The sequence below is a fragment of the Synechococcus elongatus PCC 6301 genome, from assembly GCF_000010065.1.
In the GTDB taxonomy this organism is placed as follows: Bacteria; Cyanobacteriota; Cyanobacteriia; order Synechococcales; family Synechococcaceae; genus Synechococcus; species Synechococcus elongatus.
This window is the reverse complement of record NC_006576.1, coordinates 600,506-621,006: the sequence shown is the minus strand read 5'-3', so window position 1 is coordinate 621,006 and position 20,501 is coordinate 600,506. Positions and strand designations below refer to the sequence as shown.

The 20,501-nt window shown below is 55.7% G+C and carries 15 protein-coding genes and 1 pseudogene; 8 read left to right on the top strand and 8 right to left on the bottom strand.

The window, feature by feature from the left end; all coding sequences use genetic code 11:
• Positions 1–2: 2 nt before the first annotated feature.
• Complete coding sequence (locus SYC_RS02855; protein WP_011242864.1) at positions 3–2,000, top strand: hypothetical protein; 1,998 nt, start codon at positions 3–5, stop codon at positions 1,998–2,000.
• Here SYC_RS02855 and SYC_RS02850 read toward each other — a convergent pair.
• Together SYC_RS02850 and SYC_RS02845 are read right to left on the bottom strand one after the other, a co-directional pair.
• Positions 1,967–3,355, bottom strand: a complete 1,389-nt coding sequence (locus SYC_RS02850; protein ID WP_011242863.1) for a DUF697 domain-containing protein — start codon at positions 3,353–3,355, stop codon at positions 1,967–1,969. The genes SYC_RS02855 and SYC_RS02850 overlap by 34 nt on opposite strands.
• A 22-nt stretch (positions 3,356–3,377) precedes the next feature.
• Positions 3,378–3,947: a hypothetical protein gene (locus SYC_RS02845; RefSeq protein WP_011242862.1), complete on the bottom strand. Its 570-nt coding sequence runs from the start codon at positions 3,945–3,947 to the stop codon at positions 3,378–3,380.
• A 62-nt stretch (positions 3,948–4,009) separates the two neighbouring features.
• Here SYC_RS02845 and SYC_RS02840 point away from each other — a divergent pair, with 62 nt between their 5' ends.
• Both SYC_RS02840 and SYC_RS02835 read left to right on the top strand, forming a co-directional pair.
• Positions 4,010–4,405: a DUF565 domain-containing protein gene (locus SYC_RS02840; RefSeq protein ID WP_011377819.1), complete on the top strand. Its 396-nt coding sequence runs from the start codon at positions 4,010–4,012 to the stop codon at positions 4,403–4,405.
• The gene (locus SYC_RS02835) at positions 4,368–5,441 is read left to right on the top strand and encodes a hypothetical protein (RefSeq protein ID WP_231621322.1); all 1,074 of its coding nucleotides are present in this window, start codon (positions 4,368–4,370) and stop codon (positions 5,439–5,441) included. The genes SYC_RS02840 and SYC_RS02835 overlap by 38 nt, the downstream gene beginning before the upstream one ends.
• Before the next feature lie 15 nt (positions 5,442–5,456).
• Here the strand turns inward: SYC_RS02835 and rpmF are convergent, their stop codons facing one another.
• Positions 5,457–5,633, bottom strand: coding sequence for a 50S ribosomal protein L32 (gene rpmF / locus SYC_RS02830; protein ID WP_011242859.1), 177 nt, complete (start codon positions 5,631–5,633; stop codon positions 5,457–5,459).
• Positions 5,634–5,821: 188 nt separating this feature from the next.
• On the opposite strand from rpmF, the gene ftsH reads away from it, so the two are divergent.
• Positions 5,822–7,720 (top strand): ATP-dependent zinc metalloprotease FtsH, encoded by a 1,899-nt coding sequence (gene ftsH / locus SYC_RS02825; RefSeq protein ID WP_011242858.1) that lies wholly within the window; start codon positions 5,822–5,824, stop codon positions 7,718–7,720.
• Positions 7,721–7,781: 61 nt separating this feature from the next.
• Here ftsH and SYC_RS13515 read toward each other — a convergent pair whose 3' ends face one another.
• From SYC_RS13515 to SYC_RS02815, 3 genes are all read right to left on the bottom strand, one after another.
• Entirely contained in the window at positions 7,782–8,081 is a 300-nt protein-coding gene (locus tag SYC_RS13515) for a hypothetical protein (protein ID WP_011377821.1), read from the bottom strand.
• Positions 8,082–8,339: 258 nt separating this feature from the next.
• Positions 8,340–11,570 carry an endonuclease/exonuclease/phosphatase family protein gene (locus SYC_RS02820; RefSeq protein ID WP_041677083.1) on the bottom strand — a complete coding sequence of 1,077 codons (3,231 nt, stop codon included), beginning with the start codon at positions 11,568–11,570 and terminating at the stop codon, positions 8,340–8,342.
• 516 nt (positions 11,571–12,086) lie between these two features.
• Complete coding sequence (locus tag SYC_RS02815; protein WP_011242856.1) at positions 12,087–13,880, bottom strand: aspartate kinase; 1,794 nt, start codon at positions 13,878–13,880, stop codon at positions 12,087–12,089.
• Positions 13,881–14,088: 208 nt separating this feature from the next.
• Between SYC_RS02815 and SYC_RS02810 the strand changes: the two are divergent.
• Both SYC_RS02810 and SYC_RS02805 read left to right on the top strand, forming a co-directional pair.
• Positions 14,089–14,516, top strand: a pseudogene (locus SYC_RS02810) (photosystem I reaction center subunit II PsaD).
• A gap of 117 nt (positions 14,517–14,633) precedes the next feature.
• Positions 14,634–16,187: an anthranilate synthase component I family protein gene (locus SYC_RS02805; RefSeq protein WP_011242854.1), complete on the top strand. Its 1,554-nt coding sequence runs from the start codon at positions 14,634–14,636 to the stop codon at positions 16,185–16,187.
• Here SYC_RS02805 and SYC_RS02800 read toward each other — a convergent pair.
• Entirely contained in the window at positions 16,163–16,516 is a 354-nt protein-coding gene (locus SYC_RS02800; protein ID WP_011377826.1) for a cupin domain-containing protein, read from the bottom strand. The genes SYC_RS02805 and SYC_RS02800 overlap by 25 nt on opposite strands.
• On the opposite strand from SYC_RS02800, the gene SYC_RS02795 reads away from it, so the two are divergent.
• Complete coding sequence (locus SYC_RS02795; RefSeq protein WP_011242852.1) at positions 16,515–17,144, top strand: HAD family hydrolase; 630 nt, start codon at positions 16,515–16,517, stop codon at positions 17,142–17,144. The two genes, SYC_RS02800 and SYC_RS02795, sit on opposite strands and share 2 nt — an antisense overlap.
• Positions 17,145–17,243: 99 nt before the next feature.
• Positions 17,244–18,323: a tetratricopeptide repeat protein gene (locus SYC_RS02790; protein ID WP_011242851.1), complete on the top strand. Its 1,080-nt coding sequence runs from the start codon at positions 17,244–17,246 to the stop codon at positions 18,321–18,323.
• A 780-nt stretch (positions 18,324–19,103) separates the two neighbouring features.
• Here the strand turns inward: SYC_RS02790 and fumC are convergent.
• Positions 19,104–20,495, bottom strand: coding sequence for a class II fumarate hydratase (gene fumC / locus SYC_RS02780; protein WP_011242850.1), 1,392 nt, complete (start codon positions 20,493–20,495; stop codon positions 19,104–19,106).
• Positions 20,496–20,501: the final 6 nt, after the last annotated feature.

Sequence of the window (20,501 nt, the reverse complement as noted above, 5' to 3'; positions counted from 1 at the left end):
CAATGTCAACGGCCATGTGGTTCGACTGCCCAAGTCGGCAAGGACGGACCGAGCAATTACCAGAGTGGGTGCAAGCGGTAGGGCGATCGCAATCCCCGAGCAGCCTGCCGCTGCTAATTTTTGCTGCCACGGGCGATCGCCGCCTACAACTCGAAACGCGACTTCGCGCTACCGTTGGCCTTACTGCCACCTATCAAACTGCGACGCCCCTTGGCTTCATTCAGCAGGAAGTAGAGCTGTTCTGGCCTTGGTTGCGATTGTCGCAAGCCCCAAACCAAGTTGTCTTCCTACCCTCGGAAAGCGAGCAGGTTCTGGCCAGTCAAGTTTGGCAAGGCTGGTTAAACGACGAAAGTCTGCTCTGGCCCGGTACTGTAGCGGCCGCTTCGGTACGGCGCTGCTTGGACTTGTTGCTACTGGCCGGGTTGGCGGGCGTTGCAATTCCCGAGATTCCCCAGCGCCTGCAAGCCGTTCTGCCTGCCTCTCTTCCACCGGCGATCGTACCTGCCCTCCAGACTTGGGTCGATTGGTGTTTGGCGCAGGGGCTGCTGAGCTATGGTCTAGCGGCGCTGCTCTACAGCCAAGATCTCTGGCCGCTGGCAACTTATCGCGATCGCCTCAGTCAGCGCTTTAGCGGCTGCTACGGTGATGATGTCGATGAATATCCAGCGTTACTGCTACCGGTTTTCCAGCGATTTCAGGCCGCTGGCTGGCCCTGGGGCTGTACCTTCAACCCCCTCGGCCGCTGCCGCGAAGGTCAAGGGGCCGATCCTGAAGCTTGGCAAGCATGGGCGAGCGCAATTGGCGGGGAGTCGCCGGCGCAGCGATCGGGATCCGTTGGTCTGAGTTGCTGGCAACCTGCCCTCCAAGCCAGCTTAGAAACCGCTGATGGGTTGGATACTGCTCCAGTGTGGTTTGAGAGCCCTTTCTCTAGTCTGCAAACGGTGTCGCGGGGACAACTGCTGCGGCAGGTGGCCGAAACGATCGCTCAAGCCGTTGAGAACGGTGTGATTCAACCCCAAGAGATTGCGATCGTGGGTCCCGGTATTGATGCGATCGCTCGCTACACCTTGATCCAAATTCTAGAGAAGCGAGGGATTGCCGTCCGTCCCCTCGCAGAGCAGCGCCGCCTACCCAGTTCGGCCTTGGTGCGATCGCTGCTCACGCTCCTGGCCTTTCTCCAACCAGGTTTAGGGCTTCACCTACGGCGCGAGGCTGTAGCAGAAATGCTGACCACCTTAAGCGATGGCGCGATCGATGCGGTGCGAGCAGGCTTAATGGCGGATGTCCTCTATCTGCCGCAACGGGAGCAGCCCCAACTACTGGCAGTGACAGCGGCACCGCGCTGGGATCGTTTTGGTGACGAAGCGATTCGGGCCTATGAGTCGATCCTGGACTGGCTTCACCAAGCGCAGACGGAGCCCTCTGCCCTAGGTCAGCTAGAAGCTGCTGCCCAGCAATTCTTGCCGCGCGATCGCCTCAGTTTGGCAGACACTGCCCATCTACGGCGTCTGCTCGAAGTGGCCGATCACCATTGGCAGTTACAGGCCGTCCTTGGAACGGCACCAGAAGCCGCGATCGCGGGCCGATTTTACAGCTTGGTTATGGATGGCACCTTTGCCGCCGATCCCTTCCCAGAAAGCCAGTGGCAGCCGCCGATCGCTGCCGTCACCCTCGCGACGCTCTATCAATACCGAATGCTTCAGGCCCAGCATCGCTGGCAGTTTTGGCTGGACATTGGCTCGCCCCTCTGGGAACGCGACCAGCCTGCCTACTACGGCTACGCCGCCTTTTTACGGCACCCACCGCACCCCTTCGATCCCGTTGAGGCAGCCCAAACTCGCTTGCTGCGCTGCCTCGCAGACCTCTTGGCTCGGGCGGGCGATCGCATCATTCTCTGCCACAGTGACCTAGCCGTCAGTGGACAAGAACAAGCTGGCCCCCTGCTGGCGCTACTCAACCAAGTGCCTCAGGAGGCACTGGCCGGCAAGGCCGGCTGCTGACTTAGCCACTGCTTGGCCTGACGATAGAAACCCGTCAAGACCGCACTGCGCTGTTCTTGGCTGAGCACCTCGGGCAACAGACGACTCAGTTCTAGCCGTGCTTCTGGCGTTTCTAAGCTGAGATGCGGGTGACGGCGATGGAACTCGATCAAGGTAATGCCAACCACCCGCGTGAGGTAGGCGGCGCTGATAGCTTGTACTGCACCACCTGCCACGTAGGCCAAGCCACTGCTCTTGAGCAGCCCGGCCAGCGTTTGCGTTGACCATTCCACCAAGCCCAGCTTGATCAACAGGTCACCCAAACTGAGGGCGATCGCTTTTGCCTGTTCAACGCTGAAGCGCTGCTGAAAAACCCCGCCAATTTCGACCAGCATCTGACCGTTGGCGGCAACGGTAGCAATCAGATCCAGGCTGGGCACTGGATTGAGGAAGACTGTTCCTGCCACAAGCCACTGGGTTCGATCGATCGCGGCGATCGCCCGTAGACGGCGCTGTTCAAACAGTTGAGCGGTCAGCCAAGCCTGCTGGCGATTGATGGCGCGATCGACGGCTTGCAACAGATGCTGTTCGAGGCTGCGACTGCTCAGCCACTGGTCCAGCCGCTGCAGGAGGGAGGCAATGCCCGTGCGATCGCTGGCGATCGCGGACACCGACACAATTGCTTCAGGTGAGACGAGGCCCGCTAGATGAGCTGCAACAGCCCTTCGCTCTCGCTCGGCTTCTGCAGCGGTCGCCGTACTGTTGCAAATCACCAGAACATTGGACTGGGGTAAGAGGCTCTGCAAACAGCGCAGCTCGGAGGCGCTGAGGTCCCCCTGAATCACAAACAGGATCAGGTCAGCAGACAACAGATCCGGTGGCAGAGTGAATGCCTCTGCGGCTGTGGCAATGTTGCGGAACAGACAGAACGTATCTTGCAGCTCGAGACTGAAGCGTGGTTGCCAGTCGCGGGCGAGGGCATTGACCAAACTGGTTTTGCCGACACCTGGTGCCCCAACGACGGCCAGCTTGAGGTCTCGCGTTTGCAAGCCCGATCGCAGGCTTGGTAGCGGATCCGTGCAAGCTTGCCCGTACTCTTCAGTTAGCTCAGTCACTTGCTGGCTCAAGGCCTCTAGGCGCGATTCCACGATCGCTCGGGTCAGCAGCGGTGTCTTCGTCGTAGTTGCTGCGATCGCTGGTGGTTGACTCCGTAACCAGCGCAACAGCAGTAGCCCCGCGATCGCTAAGCCAAGCCAAGAGCCGCCCGCACTGACGACCGTCAAGAGGCGATCGCTCAGCCAGAGAGTTGCGAAAAGCAGAGCACCGCCGATCAAGAGCATGCGCCCCGTTGTCCACGACCCTGGCATCTTGTTCATCGTCCTTGCGATTACTGACGCCCTATTTTACCGGTGAGGGGTCTTCACCTCTGTCTGGCACAGGATTCTCAATCAAGAGCTGCCACTCCTGTCGCTCAGGATTCCAGCGCGGCTGGCGATCGCGGCCCACTTGGTAAGGTCCCCAGTAGAGCTGGGATCCATCGAGGGCAAAGGCCACCAGAACGTCCTGGGGCTGGACTCGCAGCTCCCCCTGGGGCAGGGACAGCACCAGTCCTTGGGGACCAACTTCCTGGGGCGCAAAGTCCCAGTGCACCGGATCGGTCGTCTTGGCGATCGCAGCCTGTTGCAGAACGACTCGCACCGGATGGTTCGAGCGATTTGCCACCCGGATGGGAGCCCGATAGGCAGCTGGATTGGCGGCCATGCGATCGCTCAGATCAGCACTGTCCCGTGGCGAAACATTGCCTTGGAAGCGCGGCGGAACCGGCGGCAGGGGGGGTGTTGCTATCGGTGGGACCGCCTCTCCCAAGGGGGCTTCCACACCCCAAAAACCGCTGAGCAGCCCACAACCACCCAAAAGGGCTGTCAGTAGCAAGCCGCCGCTCAACCATTGGACTCTTCGACTGCTCACCCCGGATTCCCTTCCCAAGGACCATTCCCCACCTCTACACAGCAAGACTAATATGCTCTGCAGTGGCGATCGCGTATTCAACGCTGTTGCTGCCCGTTCTCTGCCCTGTCCTCGCCGATATGCAGAATACGCGCCTCAACCAACTGGTGAGTGAAGCCGGCGGTAGGGTCCTGCAATGGTTCCAGCAGCCCTGGCGGCGCCTGTCGCTGCAAATTATTTTCCTGCTCTTCGGGTTTTGGTTGACCAACACCCTGTCCCTCGTGGCCGGCCAGTCAGGGGTGTGGGATCCCAGCTTTGCGGCGGTGATTACGATCTCAGTAGAAACTTGCAGCTGGCTGTACTATCGCGGGCCTGGGGCCGGCAAACCCGATCGCAGTTTGCCGTTCCTCTTGCTGCAAAATCTCAAGCTTGGTGCTCTCTATGGCCTGGCCTTGGAAACCCTCAAGCTGGGATCCTGAAGACGCGGCGATCGCCGCCAAGGCAGCAGCAGCCTTAGATCAAGCAGAGATGCTGACTGATGACACTCTGCAGGTGGTTGCTCAGCACTGGCAGCTTGCGGCAACAGCACTCATGGTCAGCGATCGCCCAGACATGGATTGGTTGGTGCAGGCCGAGTGGCTGCGGGCCGCTTGGTTCCCGCTCTGTAACTGCTTTCCAGCCCTGCCAGCCGGTGCACCACCGTTCTGGAAGACTCTCTGGCGTCTGTGGTTGCCTCTGGCCCAACACCTGGCTCAGCAGATTCAACAGCAGACGAGTCCTTTCATTCTGGGCATTTTGGGCGGGCAGGGTTGTGGCAAAACCACTTTGGGACAGGTGCTGGCCTTGCTCCTCCAGCAACAGGGGTATCGTGTCTGCAGCTTGTCCCTCGACGATGGTTACCTCAGCTTCCGCGATCGCTGTCAGTTGCAAACACAGGATCCACGACTGATTTGGCGTGGGCCACCTGGTACCCACGATCTGCCAGTGTTGCAGCAGACTCTGACCGACCTCCGAGCGGGTCAGCCAACGCTCTTGCCCCGATTTGATAAGTCACTGCAAGCCGGAGCAGGCGATCGCATCGCGCCAGTGCCGATGGGTCGAGTCGATCTGGTGATTTTTGAGGGCTGGTTTGTTGGCTGCCAGCGCGTTCGCCATTGGCCCCCTTCCGCTTGGCCTTGGCCGATCGAGACAACAGCTGATCAAGGGTTTGCGACGGATTGCAATCGGCGTTTAGTGGACTATGAGCCGTTATGGGCGTTTATCGATCAGCTGCTGATTTTGCGCCCACAGGACTTTCGCTGGAGCTACGACTGGCGGCTGCAAGCAGAGCAAGAACTACAGCGTCAAAGGGGTCAGGCAATGTCGCCTGAGGCGATCGCGGATTTCGTCCAGTACTTCTGGAAGGCATTACATCCGCAACTCTTCATTGAACCGATCAGCCAACCTACAGCAGGTAGCAAAAATTGGGTGGCAGCGATCGGTGCGGATCACGCTGTCACCCAGGTGCTGACTTAAATTGAGCAGCAGAGCCTATTCTTCGGTTTCTTCTTCGTCTTGAGCCGGATACACGAAGCCTTTCGCCCGACCGGTCAGAACGGATTTACCCAAGGACAGCGCCCGTTGAGCCTGCAGAGCAGCCTTACGCTTCCAAGTGGCTTTGCGCTTGTCGCGTTTGCTCTTGGAAGTTTTCTTCTTTGGGACGGCCATGGCAGATTACTGGATGATTGGAAGATTCACAGAAAGACGATCATAGATTCGTTGGGCAGCGCAGGTCAACTGGTTGAGGGTGTTCGCCGCGCTTGCTGAGGGCGATCGCCACCGCTCAACGCAGGAACAGAGCGCGCCGCTAGACTGGAGGTGCTATTTTTTTGCCCTTGGGGTTTGTACTGCCGACTATGCCCAAGCCTCTCACCCCGTCCCGCACCCGTTCTTCTTGGCGTTTTGTCTGGGTGCTGCTGCTCGGATTGAGTTTGGGTGGCGGCAACATTCCACCGGCCTTCGCCCAAAATCGCAGCGAGCCAACGACAGTCTCCCTCGATTACTCGGGCCTGCTCAAAGATATTGCGGACGGCCAAGTCCAAAGTATTGACTACGACCCCGTGCAGCGCGTTGCTCGGGTGCAACTGCAAGGGCGGCGCAGTGCAGAAGTCCCGCTATTTAACCAAAATCCAGAGTTAATCGAGACGGCACGCCGCTACAACGTGCCCTTTGAGGTCACACCGACACAGGACAACAGCGCCTTAGCAGGCACGCTGGTCAACCTCGGGCTGATTTTGATCCTGATCGTCGGCCTGGTTTTTCTGCTGCGGCGATCGGCAGGAGCTGCCAACCAAGCCTTGAACTTTGGTAAGTCCCGTGCCCGCTTTCAAATGGAAGCCAAAACCGGCGTGATGTTTGAAGACGTGGCCGGCATTGAAGAAGCGAAGGAAGAGCTACAGGAAGTCGTTTCTTTCCTGCGTAGTTCCGATCGCTTCACCGCTGTTGGGGCTCGCATTCCACGCGGGGTGTTGTTGGTTGGCCCCCCGGGGACGGGGAAAACACTGCTGGCTAAGGCGATCGCCGGTGAAGCAGGCGTGCCGTTTTTCAGTATGTCCGGCTCCGAATTTGTGGAGATGTTTGTCGGCGTTGGCGCGAGCCGCGTTCGCGATCTGTTCCGTAAAGCCAAGGAAAACTCTCCTTGCATCGTCTTCATCGATGAGATCGATGCAGTTGGACGGCAGCGTGGGGCTGGCATTGGCGGTGGCAATGACGAGCGGGAACAAACCCTCAATCAATTGCTGACTGAAATGGATGGCTTTGAGGAAAACTCGGGCGTCATCATTATTGCGGCGACCAACCGTCCTGATGTGCTCGATTCCGCCTTACTCCGTCCCGGCCGCTTCGATCGCCAAATCACCGTTGATCTCCCGAGCTACAACGGTCGCCTCGGGATTTTGCAAGTCCATGCTCGCAATAAAAAACTGGCCGAAGAGGTTTCCTTGGAAGCGATCGCGCGGCGAACACCAGGCTTTTCGGGGGCCGAGTTGGCAAATCTGCTCAACGAAGCAGCGATTCTGACGGCCCGGCGCAATAAAACTGCCGTGGATGAAACTGATATTGATGATGCGATCGATCGCGTCACGATTGGCATGACGCTTTCGCCGCTGCTCGACAGTCAGAAAAAGCGGCTGATTGCCTATCACGAAATCGGCCATGCTTTGCTGATGACCTTGCTCAAGCATTCCGATCGCTTGGACAAAGTCACAATTATTCCGCGATCAGGGGGGATTGGCGGCTTTGCCAAACCGATTCCTAACGAGGAATTGATCGATAGCGGTCTCTATAGCCGTGCTTGGTTGCGCGATCGCATTGTCGTTGCCTTGGGTGGGCGCGCTGCTGAAGAAGTCGTCTTTGGGGATGCGGAAGTCACGCAAGGTGCCGCTTCTGACATCGAGATGATTACAAATCTGGCTCGGGAAATGATCACCCGCTACGGCATGTCCGATCTGGGTCCTTTGGCACTCGAAAGTGATCAAGGCGAAGTCTTCCTCGGTCGAGATTGGATGTCGCGGCGAGCAGACTATTCTGAAAGTGTTGCCGCACAGATTGACCGCAAGATTCGGGCTTTGATTCAAACCTGTCATGCCGAAGCGCGCCAACTGGTGTTAGAGAACCGCGAGCTGATGGATCGACTCGTCGATCGCTTGATCGATCAAGAACTGATTGAGGGCGATGAATTTCGCAAAATTGTTGAACAATTTCCGAAATCGAGTGCAGTGACTCAGCCAGCGATCCAAGCACCCGCTGTGTTTTAGCGCTTTGGCCCTATGGGGGCTTGGCTGTGATTCAGCAAGGTCAAGCCCTTACTTTGGCTCGTCAATCCCACAACATTTCGGGCGACAGACTATCTTGCACCATGGGTTCTTGGCATTTAGGGCAAGGATGCTGACTAGGCCAAGGCGACACTCGCGTTCCTCGACAATCAGGACAACAATTTAAGTCAATTTCAGCTGCGTATTCATCCAAGAAGATTTGGACGACAACATCAACGACTGACTGGCAGTCTTGGCAAACCATGGTGTCGACTGCGACCATCATGCCGGAGTCTGGTTGACCCGAGACCAACCCGGACTCGTACTCACAGCTCGGACAGATAAAGTTGTGCTTGGAGCCCATCGCTTTTCCTCATGATTTCGAGAGGCTTGTGCGCTCATATCTGCGATCGCTTGGGCCATGTACTTTTAGATTTTAACCCTTCAAAACTCTAAAAGTAAAACCCTAGATTACACCTAAAGCTGAACCAGCCTGACGTTGAGCTTCGCTGCTCCCTCGCAGGACTGGCAGCGATCGCCGCTTCAACCAGCCGAATAATGCATTAAAAAAGTCCCAGAATCTCTTGAGAACTCAGGGACTTTTTGCTGTAGCCTAGGTCATCTAGAAGAAAAAGTTATCCAAGTTGCTCAGTTCCGCCGCACTCACTCCTTCAAAAGTGAGGAAGTTTGTGGACTGTGTGCGCCCACCGCCAATACGATCCAACTCCAGAGAAAGCTGGGTGCGATCGCTGTTACCCAAGCTGCGGATTTTGATCAAGCCATCCGCCAGGGGATTATTGCCGGTGTAGCCAACGCTCGCCAACAGGTCAGTCAGGACTAGCTTGTCGACCCCCACCTCAAAGTCAGTAATGGTGACACCAGTTTGACTAGTGTTGGTGAAGACAATGCGATCGCGGCCACCGCCGGTGGTAATCCGGTCAGGGCCGCCGCTGGCGAGGAAGATATCGTTGCGATCGCTGCCCGTGAGTACATCACGTTGTGAGGTACCACGGATCACATTGGGGGCTGCAATGGTGAACCGAGCGAGTACCGGATCGTGATCACTGGCTTGGAGCGACTCAGCAAACTCGGTATTCACGTTGACGATATCGATCTCGGCACGATTAGCCAAACTGCCGCTGACCAAAATATGGTCAATCGACTGGGAATTGCCCTGGAAGATAAACGTGTAGCGTTCATTCTCGGGTAGCAGCTCAGTCAAATTCGTCAGGCCTGTGTTGGCTGCGAGGTCACGCACCGGCGAGACAAACTCAAACTCGTTGAAGTCGCCCAGCACAATCACCTTGGCAGTGGGGTCGTTCCCCAGCCGTCCATTGACGTAGTCCTGCACAGCCTGAGACTGAGCCTGGCGATCGTCCAACGAGCCATTAACTGTGGAATCTTCTTGGCGGCTTTCAAAGGGTTGAGCAGTCCCTAGAATCGGCGCACTGCCCCCCTTCGAGGAGAAGTGATTGTTGACCAGAGTCACCGTCTCGCCGTTGAACTCAAAGTCAGCGACTAGCGGTAAACGAGCGCCCGCAAAGGCTTCACCAGGTTGTTGGCTACCAATGGTCGTCAATGAGTCTTCCACAAACGACACTCGGCTGGGGTCGTAGAGGTAGGCAGTACGAATGTTGGCCCCGGGCTGACCACCGCTAGCATTGTTGGTGATGAACGGGTTGTCGATGAAGGCGTAGGTGGGGCCACCCGCTGCCGCGATCGCATCCACTAAAGTCTGCAGAGTCAGGTTCGCCGCCGTTACCCCATCATTGAGGCTGCCACTGTTGTCTTGAACTTCCTGCAGGGCAATGATGTCCGGGGAATTGAGGTTATTGATGATTTGGCGGGCGATCGCTGCAAACTGGCCATTGGCAATGTCGGCATCGCCATCGTTATCGTTGGGGTCGAGGTTGAGTACGTTGTAGGTGGCAACCGTCAACTGGTCATTGCCACGGGTGAGTGTGCTGACCTCCGGTTGTAAACCACCCCGTTGGATGCTGCCGCTGAAGTCTTCGGTAGCGACAATCTGGAAATTCCCAAAGTCGTAGCCCAGCACGCCGGTAACCGCGCCGATGCCATCGCCCACGTTGACATCGGGGAAGTCGAAGTTGAAAACACCGCTGTCGAACTGCACCTGCACCCGCTCGGGGTTAAAGTCGTCAGGGCTAATGTTGAGGGTGCCGCGATCGCTCAGACCCGTCGCCCCCGCACCGTTGTCGACTACCCCAAAGATTTCGCCAAAGCCGTTGGTACCATTGACCACCAGTAGGTTTTGAGCTGTGACCCGCATCCCCTCCAGCGACTCGAAGAAGTCGATGCCATCGGTGATTGGGTCAAAGCTGCCGAAGGCATCATCGTCGATATTAGATGAGGGGAGTAAACGACCGCCTTCGCCCAGAATGACCGCTGCTGGCAGGGTGTTGCCGGTGCTCAGAACTGTGATGTTGAGGCTGCCGCCAAGCTGGGTGGTAGAAAGATTGCGGCTAGAAAGGCCACCGGGAGTAAACTCCGACACGGTCCCAGACAGGCGGATTTCGTTACCCACAGCCACGGTGGGGGTGCTGCCCGTGAAGACAAAGATGGCGTCAGACGTGGCAATATCGCCATCGCCGGTGGCGTCTTGGAGGTAGAAGCCGTTGCTGTCGACAGCCGTGACAATACCCGAGGTCGTGACAGTCTGGCCAACGAGGGCAGACCGTTGCCCAGCCCCCTGAATGGTATAAATTGCCGTCAGTTCCGGCGGTGGCGGTGGCACATCAACCACCGCATTAGCCGCTCCGGGCGTGTTCAACGCCTCGCCTTGATCCGGTGTTCCGGGAAAGCCCGGTAGCCCTGCAAGGTCAAAGTCATTGCGCACCCAGTCAGCAGCGGTATCGGTATCAGTCCCGTTGGGGATTCGGGAAGCGCCACCGACGCGGAGGCTATTGCCGCCAAAGCCGGGGGTGAGGATAGCGGCAGTGTAGGTGCGATCGCCCAGGCCACCATCAGTTACTGCTATTCCATCGGCAACACTATCCCAAGGGGTAATATCCAGCACCCCGTCGCCGTTGCTATCGAGCACTTGGTTGACACTGCCGGTAAAGTTCCTCACCAGCAACAAAGTCTGCGTGCCATTTTGGTAAACATTATTCAAAAAGCCCGTGGTCCAGTAGCCACTGGCATCAGTGCTGCCCAAGGACTGGGCGCTGGTAATCCGGCCGAGGGTGCTACCGCTGTCCCCCTCAATTTGCAGCAGGGTGTAGGCAGAGTAGTCCGTGTTTGCCGCACCCAAAATTTCGACATATTCGTTGGTGTCGGTGCCAACGTGGTCGAACACAAATTCGTTGATGCGAGGAGCGATCGCCTCGACAACCCCACCCAAGATCTGGCCCGCATTAAGGGCACCGCTGGTGTTGGTAGTCGTGCTAGCCCAGGTAAAGTCTTCGTAGTGGGTGCCGCTGCCCGTCAACTGGAGGGAGGATCCCAGGGGTTCAGTACCGCTCTGGGCAATGCCAATATCAGTACTGGTCAAGCCTAATGCAGGACCGTTTGTGGCGGTGAAGGTGCCCTCATAGCTGAGAAACTGCACCACGGCGCCTGTGTCATCTACGAGGGCGAAGCCGTCGGGTGCGCCATTTTGAATCCCATTGCTGGGGTAGTTGACCACGACTGCTTTGAAGCCATTCCCAAGGTCAGTACTCGAGAGGCTGCCTAAGTCTGTAGTGTTGTAACTCAGACCGTTAGCCCCGTTGTAGAGCACTAGGCGCCAGCCAGTCAGGCTAGTGGCCAGAGGCGCCAAGATTTCAATAAATTCACCGGCATCCGTGCCGGCATTGTCGTAGTGAAACTCGTTAATAAAAACGGATGTCGCCATTTCTGTCTGCTCCAAAATCTCAGCTGCAAGCCGCACAAAAACACTCCATAAGTCATGGAGACTGAACCCCTGAGTGAGGTTAGTTTTTGGTAAGTTTTGCGGCTCTGCTCTAGCAGCAAGTTCGAACAGACCGCGATCGCACCAAAGTTCCTGGATTCAGGCCTAAGCCAGAATCCGATCCGACATACTTCCTTTACGCCTGAATAGCAATCCCGCGAGACTCTCCCCATAAAACATAGGGTTCGTTTAGGGATTTCATTGAACGTCTAATGAACAGTAACAGAGGCTACGTATCGAGGCGGTAAAGGAAGGATTAACAGCACTTTAAATAACTTCCTTTTCCCATCATTTTGTTCGAAGTTCGCTGTGTCTGTTGTCCTAGCTAAAGCTGTAGGAATAGAACCCGCTGAAAAGGTACATCAACTAACTGGAACGAAAAGATAAGAGGCTATCACAGCGGGGATCAGTCACGAAGCAACGATCCCCGGCTAGACTCAGTGACGAAAAGTCAGGCAACTAGGCAGGCACTTCAATCCGGCGATCGCTTGCGAGACCAAAAGCTGCATGAACGGTTTGCAAAGCCTCAACCGCTTGGCTGGCATCCACGATGCAACTGACCTTAATTTCCGATGTGGCAATCATGTGGATATTGATGCCGTGGTTGGCTAAGGCTGCAAACATCTGTGCTGCTACCCCAGGTTGTTGCACCATCCCCGAACCGACAATGCTGACCTTAGCAATCTCAGTCTGAATTTCCAGGCTGCAGCCGTGTTGATCCGCAAAGGCTTGTAGCGCTGCCGCCGCTAGCTCGGCATCAGCCGGTGGCAGCGTGCAGGCAATGTCACGACAGGGCTGACCGTTGTGGATGCGGCCGCGCTGTGATTGGATAATCATGTCAACGCTGATTTGGCGATCGGCCAGAATTTGGAAGATCGTAGCCGCCATCCCCGGTAGATCTGGCACATTGAGAATCGCCAAACGGGCTTGGTCGCGATCGAGGGCCACGCCGCGCACTGCAGGTAAATCGGTCGTACAGGCATCGGTAGCAGTGGCTGCGATCGCCTCTTCCAGTTCAAAGCTCTCTTGCAAGGCTGCGATCGCCCGTTGCTGATCCGCTGCCGCAATCACACAGCTCACTTTGACTTCAGAGGTCGAGATCATCTGAATGTTGATGCCGCCCTGCGCCAAAGCGCTGAACATCTGAGCCGCAATGCCGGGGCGACCGACGATCCCAACGCCGCTGATACTGACTTTGGCGACAGCGGCTTCCGACTGTTGTTCGCCACCCAGATCCGCGAGCAGTTGGGTGGTGCCCGCTTCTGCCTTCTCCAGATCCGCTTGGCTGACCGTGAAAGAGATGTCGTTGCTATTGCCTTCGTGAATCGACTGGATGATCAAATCAACATTGACGCCGCGCTGCGCCATTTCGCCAAACAGGCTGGCAGCAATCCCGGGGCGATCGGGCACATGCAGCAATGCCACTTTGGCCTGATCCGTATCTAACGCCAGGCCATCGACGGGGCGACCAATTTCGAGCCCTTGCAACGAGCGATCGCTGCGGCGTGGTGGCGCAACGACACCCGTCCCCGGTTCCTGCGTCCAACTGCTGCGCACGACCAAACGGACGCCATAGTTGCGGGCAATTTTTACGGCACGAGGGTGAAGTACACTCGCACCTAAGCTGGCCAGCTCTAGCATTTCGTCGCAAGTGATCTCTTCGAGCAAATGCGCTTCGGGTACCAAGCGCGGATCCGTGGTCAGGATGCCGGGGACATCGGTATAGATTTCGCAGCGATCGGCGTTGAGAGCTGCGGCCAAAGCGACGGCTGACGTATCGGAACCGCCCCGTCCCAGTGTCGTAATTTCCGTCAGCGCTGTGCGATCGCTAGACGCAATGCCTTGGAACCCCGCGACGACAACCACCCGACCGGCATCGAGTTGGCTTTGCAGCCGCTGCGGATCAATTTCCAGAATTCGGGCACGGCTGTGATGTGCTTCTGTGATGATCCCAACCTGCGCGCCGGTCATCGAAATCGCGTCGCAGCCCTGTTCATGTAGGGCCATACTCAACAGCGCGATCGAGACTTGTTCGCCCGTCGCCAGCAGCATGTCCAATTCGCGGCGACTAGGATTAGCACTGATCCCATTGGCCAGCTTCAGCAGCTCATCCGTGCTGTGACCCATGGCCGAAACTACGACCACGACTTGATTGCCAGCAGCAACCGTCTGGGCAATGCGTTGGGCAACCGCCGTGATCCGTTCGACGCTGCCAACCGAGGTTCCGCCGTATTTTTGAACAATCAAAGCCATAACAATGTGATCAGCAGCACGCCCGTTTCTCACCTTATCAGTGAGCGCGATCGCCATTTCGACATCGAGCTCGGTCGCGAAATGAGACGGCTCTCACTGCGATCGCCAGAAGGGAATAGGTATAAGAACTCTGAAGTTCTGTAACAGCCTTTCTGAGCGGCTTTGGGGGCGGTGCTACGATTCCGAGGAAAGCACTGTCGAGAAGCCCATGGCCGAGACACTGACTGGGAAAACGCCGGTTTTTGGCGGTAGCACTGGTGGTCTACTCAAGAGCGCAGAGACCGAAGAAAAATACGCCATCACTTGGACCAGCACCAAAGAACAGGTGTTTGAGCTGCCGACCGGTGGCGCTGCCGTGATGCACGAAGGCGATAACTTGCTCTACTTTGCGCGCAAAGAGCAAGCACTCGCATTGGTACCCAGCTTCGCACCAAGTTCAAACCCAAGATCGAAAGCTACAAAATCTATCGCTTCTTCCCCGGCGCGGATGTGGGATACCTCCATCCGAAAGATGGTGTCTTCCCTGAGAAAGTGAACGAAGGTCGCTCCTTCGCGGGTAAAGTCGATCGCCGTATCGGCCAAAACCCCAACCCTGCCACCATTAAATTCACCGGCAAACAGCCCTACACGGCTTAGGTTTCCGGTCTGAATTTATACAAGTTTGAGGGAAGTCTTCGGGCTTCCCTTTTTCGTTTACGGCTGCGTCGAATAGGATCGAAAGATCCGCCTTTCCGCTGTTTGGGATTGACCGCGATGATTTACCCGGATTTTGCAACGTTTGCCAGCTTGGCTGAGCAAGGCAACTTCATTCCGGTCTATCAAGAGTGGGTCGCGGATTTGGATACGCCGGTTTCGGCTTGGTACCGCATTTGCCGCGATCGCCCCTACAGCTTTTTGCTGGAATCAGTCGAAGGGGGTGAGCACCTGGGTCGCTATAGCTTTTTGGGTTGCGATCCACTCTGGGTGCTAGAAGCGAGAGGCGATCGCACAACTCGTCGGTTTCGGGATGGCTCGGAAGAAGTCTTTAGCGGCGATCCCTTTGCAGCCCTCAAGCAATGTTTAGCGCCCTATCAGCCGGTGCATTTGCCGCAACTGCCCTCGGGCGTCGGCGGACTGTTTGGCTTCTGGGGCTATGAGCTGATGCGCTGGATTGAGCCACGCGTCCCGGTTCACAGCGGCGGCGAAAACGATCTGCCCGACGGCTGCTGGATGCAGGTCGATAGCCTGATGATTTTCGATCAAGTCAAGCGTCGGCTCTACGCGATCGCTTATGCGGATTTGCAAGCCGAACCAGATCTGCATCGCGCTTACGCGCTGGCCTGCAATCGTGTGCAGGAACTGGTCAATCGCTTCCAAGGATCACTGAGCGCCAGCGATCGCCAACTGCCGTGGCTGCCGCCTCAATCGGCACCGTCTCGTCCCGTCGATTACCAAAGCAACACCACCCAGGAGCAATTCTGCGCCAACGTACTGACAGCACAGGACTATATTCGCGCCGGCGACATCTTCCAAGTCGTGCTGTCGCAACGGCTAACGACGCATTACAGCGGCGATCCCTTTGATCTCTATCGATCGCTGCGGCTGATCAATCCTTCCCCCTACATGGCCTTTTTCCGCTTCGGCGACTGGCAGTTGATCGGCTCCAGTCCAGAAGTGATGGTCAAGGCTGAACAGGATCCACACCAAAGCGATCGCCAAGTGGCCACTGTCCGCCCGATCGCGGGGACTCGTCCTCGGGTGCGCACTGCACCAGAAGATGCCGCCCTTGCAACGGATCTGCTGGCTGATCCCAAGGAAGTGGCCGAGCACGTCATGCTGGTCGATCTCGGTCGCAATGACCTAGGCCGTGTCTGCGAGAAAGGCAGCGTCCGCGTCGATGAATTGATGGTGATTGAGCGCTACTCCCACGTCATGCATATTGTCAGCAACGTGGTGGGCCTACTCGATCGCGATCGCGACGCTTGGGATTTGCTGCGGGCAACTTTCCCAGCAGGGACGGTCAGCGGTGCGCCCAAGATTCGCGCTATGGAAATCATCCATGAATTGGAAGGCTGTCGGCGCGGACCCTACTCCGGCGCCTATGGCTACTACGATTTTGAGGGTCAGTTGAATACGGCAATCACGATCCGCACGATGATCGTTCAGGCAGAAGGGAGTGGCCATCGTGTCAGCGTGCAAGCAGGGGCTGGTGTCGTCGCTGATTCTGTGCCAATCAAGGAGTACGAAGAAACCTTGAACAAGGCGCGGGGTTTACTGGAAGCGATCCGTTGTCTACAACCGCCTCAAGTGCCAGTTGCAGCGGGATAAAAAACTGCCAGCCAAATGGTTGGAGGATCCGCTTGGGTGTAGTTGACGCGGTGGCGACAGTGCGGTGGCAAAATTCGCCAATCTCCGACTCGTAACCGTTGGGGTGCTGCACCTTCGCATTCCAACTCGGCTTCACCTTGCAGAATCAGCACGAACTCGGTCTCATCTTGGTCGTACCAAAAGTCAGGTGGTGATACCTGGCCAGTCGAAATAATCTGCTCAATCCGGCAGCGATCGCCCTGCACCAGCGGAATGAATTGCTCTGCGATCGCAGACAAGGGTAGGTTGTGCAAGAGATTGCCGCGATCGCTTACTTCGGGACGCTCCATGCTTCAGCTCTTGGACTACGACGCCATCATCTTCGACTTTGGTGGCGTGATTTTGGACTTGGACTATCAGTCGACTCGCCGTGCCTTTGAAGAACTCTGTGGCTGCGACTGGCACGCTCTTTACAGCCAGCAGCAACAAACGGCCCTGTTTGATGACTTTGAAACCGGTCGCATCGACCCAGCCACTTTTCGGGATAGTCTCCGCCAGTTGTTGGGTCAAGACTTGAGCGATCGCGCCATCGATACGGCTTGGAATGCCATGCTCGGCGGCGTGCCGCTGGTGCATGTCGAATTTTTAGAACAGCTGCGATCGCAGCGTCCAATTTTTCTACTTTCCAATACAAACGCCATCCATCAAGAAGCTTTTGAGCAGCGCTTCATTGACGATCATGGCGATCGCCACAGCAGCTTGCCTGCGCTATTTGAGCAGGCCTATTACTCGCATCACTTGGGCGATCGCAAACCCCACGCCAGCATTTTTCAGACTGTGATCGATCGTCATCAACTCGACCCTAGCCGCACGCTTTTCCTAGATGACAGTCCTCAGCATCTTGAAGGAGCTAAACAGGCCGGATTGCACACGGCTTGGATTCCCTCAGGGCAGCTCTTAGAGCAAGTTCAGCTCTGATTGGTGGTGTCAATTGCGATCGCCAAGGGTGCTTGCTGGAGCCGCGATAGTGCCAGTCGTCTGCTAGGGTGAGGGGCGTTGTTCAGACCGCAGTTGACTATGCTTGCTCGTCTTGGAGCCAGACTGGCGATTGGCGTGATGGTACTGGGTAGCCCCGCGATCGTCTCTGTTAGCGCTCAGCCTGCTCAAGCTGCTGTCCCTAATCCAGAACTGAGTCGCCTCTTGGATGCTGGCAGCGAAGCGGTGAAACAACGGCGCTGGGCTGAGGCATTAGGGCTGTATCAACAAGCCCAGTTAATCGATGGTCAAGATGCTCGTATTGCCTCTGCGATCGGCTATCTCTACACCGAACTCGGAGATTTTCGCCAAGCAGCCCTTTCTTTTGAACGGGCGATCGCAATGGATAGTCAAACTGCTGCGTTTGCCTTTGGAGCAGCTACGGCCTATGCCAATTTGGGTGAGTACGCAGCCGCTGAACGCTACTATGAGCAATCGCTGCGATTGGACAACAAGCGAGCCGAAGCCTATCGAGGCTTAGCCACCGTTCAGCAACGGCGGGGCAATTTAGTGGGTGCAATTAACACCTACCAGCGCTGGCAACAACTTGAGCCGAACAACTGGCAACCCCGCAATGAAATGGGGAAAATTTATCTGCAGCAGCGCCAGTTCACGAACGCGCTACAAGTATTGCAAGCTGCAACACGACTGGCCCCTCGTGAAGCAGATATCTACTCGAATTTGGCGATCGCTCAACTCGGGCTGAACAACCCTCGGGCTGCCCTAACATCTTTACAATCCAGTATTAGTCTTGATCCCCGTAATCCTCGCACGCTGCTCAAAGCAGGAGATATCTATCTGGTTTTAGGCGATCGCGAGGCGGCAAATCGTAACTATCGTCGCGCTTTTGAACTCAATCGCAATTCTGCTAAAACTCTCGATCGCTATACTCAAATCCTGCTTGATCAAGGAGACGCAACACTCGCTACAGTCTATCTTCGCGATGCCTTACGTCTTGAGCCCCGCAATCCGGACTTTCACTTGCGGCTAGGACTTGCTTACCTAGCACGCGGTTTGAAACCAGAAGCAAGATCATCACTTAATCAAGCGGCGTTACTCTATCAACAAAGAGGCGATTCTAACGGACAACAACAAGCGGCAGCTGCACTGCGACAGCTCTAGTGATTGTCTTTGCCCTGCAAATAGCCTGACTGAGGAAGCGACCATTATTCCGAGTGTTATCGTGTTTTTCTCCTATCGAGGTGATGAGTCAATCCTGAGATAGCTAGCGAGCTGGTTGTTCAATTTCTTGAATGGCTAAGCGAACTGCTAGTTCAGTACTTTCGATCGCATCATCCAATGAAGAGCCATAGTAACAGCGCTAGTAATACCAAGTACTAGCTGAGAGATAGTAGCGGATGCTGGCCGCTGTAATTTTGCGATCGCGTGCTGATCGATACGGGGCATTATTGTTAATAATCGATGGAATTGCCTGCCAGCGCTCCCGCCCTAGTTTTCAGCAAATTCGTTCAAACATTTCTGTATGCATATTGGGATCTGCAGACAATCCTCCAAGGCGATCACTGCAGCATCGAGAAATTCATCGCACGAGGCATATTAGCGAAAAATTGTGCGCTCAGAAATGTGAGCGTGCCGCGCCACTACTCGCACCGTCAAATTATGAATACTAAATTTCTCCAAGCGCTCAATAGCAGAGCCAAGGATTAGCTTTTGCGTTGCACTCCCATGGCGATCGACTAGAGAGGCGTTGCTTGACATGCAATCCGACTCCTTGTCGTACCGCATGACATTCCAGCATTGATTGAGGCATCATTCTATAGTGAAACAGTCAGCCCCTGAGTGCTCTAGCAGATTACTAAGTATTCCCTAGGTCTTGAGTGTTTACCGGCTTGGAGACTTCTTATTGGGCACTAAAATCCTCGATCAGATTCAATTTAACCATCACACTAATTGGGCTGGGTCCACCCAGCGATCGAATTCTTCAGAACTAATACAACCCAGTTCTAGACACGCTTCCTTGAGGCTGAGATTTTTCTCAAAAGCATACTTGGCTACTTTAGCTGCTTGGTCGTAACCGATCGCAGGGGTCAGCGCTGTCACTAACATCAGCGATCGCTCTAAGTAAGTATTGATTTGGTCGGTATTCGCTGTCATTCCTTCCACGGTGAAACGTCGGAAGTTATCACTAGCATCCGAGAGAATTCGAATGGATTCCAGAACGTTATAAACCATCAACGGCTTATAGACATTCAGTTCTAAATAACCACTAGCCCCAGCGAAAGCGACCGCAGCGTCATAGCCCATGACCTGCACGGCAACCATTGCTAACGCTTCACACTGAGTCGGATTCACTTTGCCGGGCATGATTGATGAACCAGGCTCATTTGCAGGCAAACTCAACTCGTTAAAACCACAGCGTGGCCCGCAGGCTAGCAAGCGAATATCATTAGCAATTTTGTAGAGCGAGACTGCTAGTCCTCGCAAGCTGCCACTTAAAGCAACAAATGCATCATGGGCACCAATTTGCGCAAACTTATTGGTTGCCGTGACAAACGGAAGTCCTGTCAATTGCGCGATGTAATCAGCGACTGCAACATCAAATCCAGTCGGCGCATTCAGACCAGTACCAACCGCTGTTCCACCCAAAGCTAGGGGATAGAGTTCTTGCAAAGCATTATGTAGGCGCTGACGATTTTCAGCTAGCATGGCCACAAAACCGGAGAACTCCTGACCCAGCGTTAATGGCACTGCATCTTGCAGGTGGGTCCGGCCAATTTTGACAATGCCTTGCCATTCATCAACTTTGGCTTGGAGACTCTGTTCTAGTCGTTCGATACTGGGCAGTAGTTGCCGGCCGATCGCTTGAGCTGCAGCAATATGCATTGCGGTTGGAAAGACATCATTCGAGGACTGCGATCGGTTGACATCATCATTGGGATGAATGGGTGTTTTACTCCCAAGTACACCCCCAGCCATTTCAATCGCCCGATTGGCAATCACCTCATTAACGTTCATGTTGGCTTGCGTGCCGCTGCCCGTCATCCAGACATAAAGCGGGAAATGGTCATCTAGTTGACCTGCAATAATTTCATCAGCAGCTTGAGCAATCAGATCAGCTTTTTCTGCCGATAAAACACCCAAATCTCGATTGGCAAGGGCAGAGGCTTTCTTCGCAATCGCCAGAGCATGACAGACTTCAATGGGCATTCGATCTTGACCGATCGAGAAATAGTGCAGCGATCGCTGAGTTTGGGCACCCCAATAGCGATCGGTGGGCACCAGCACTTCACCCATGCTGTCGCTTTCACGGCGTTGATTCGCAGTCTCAGTCATATCAAT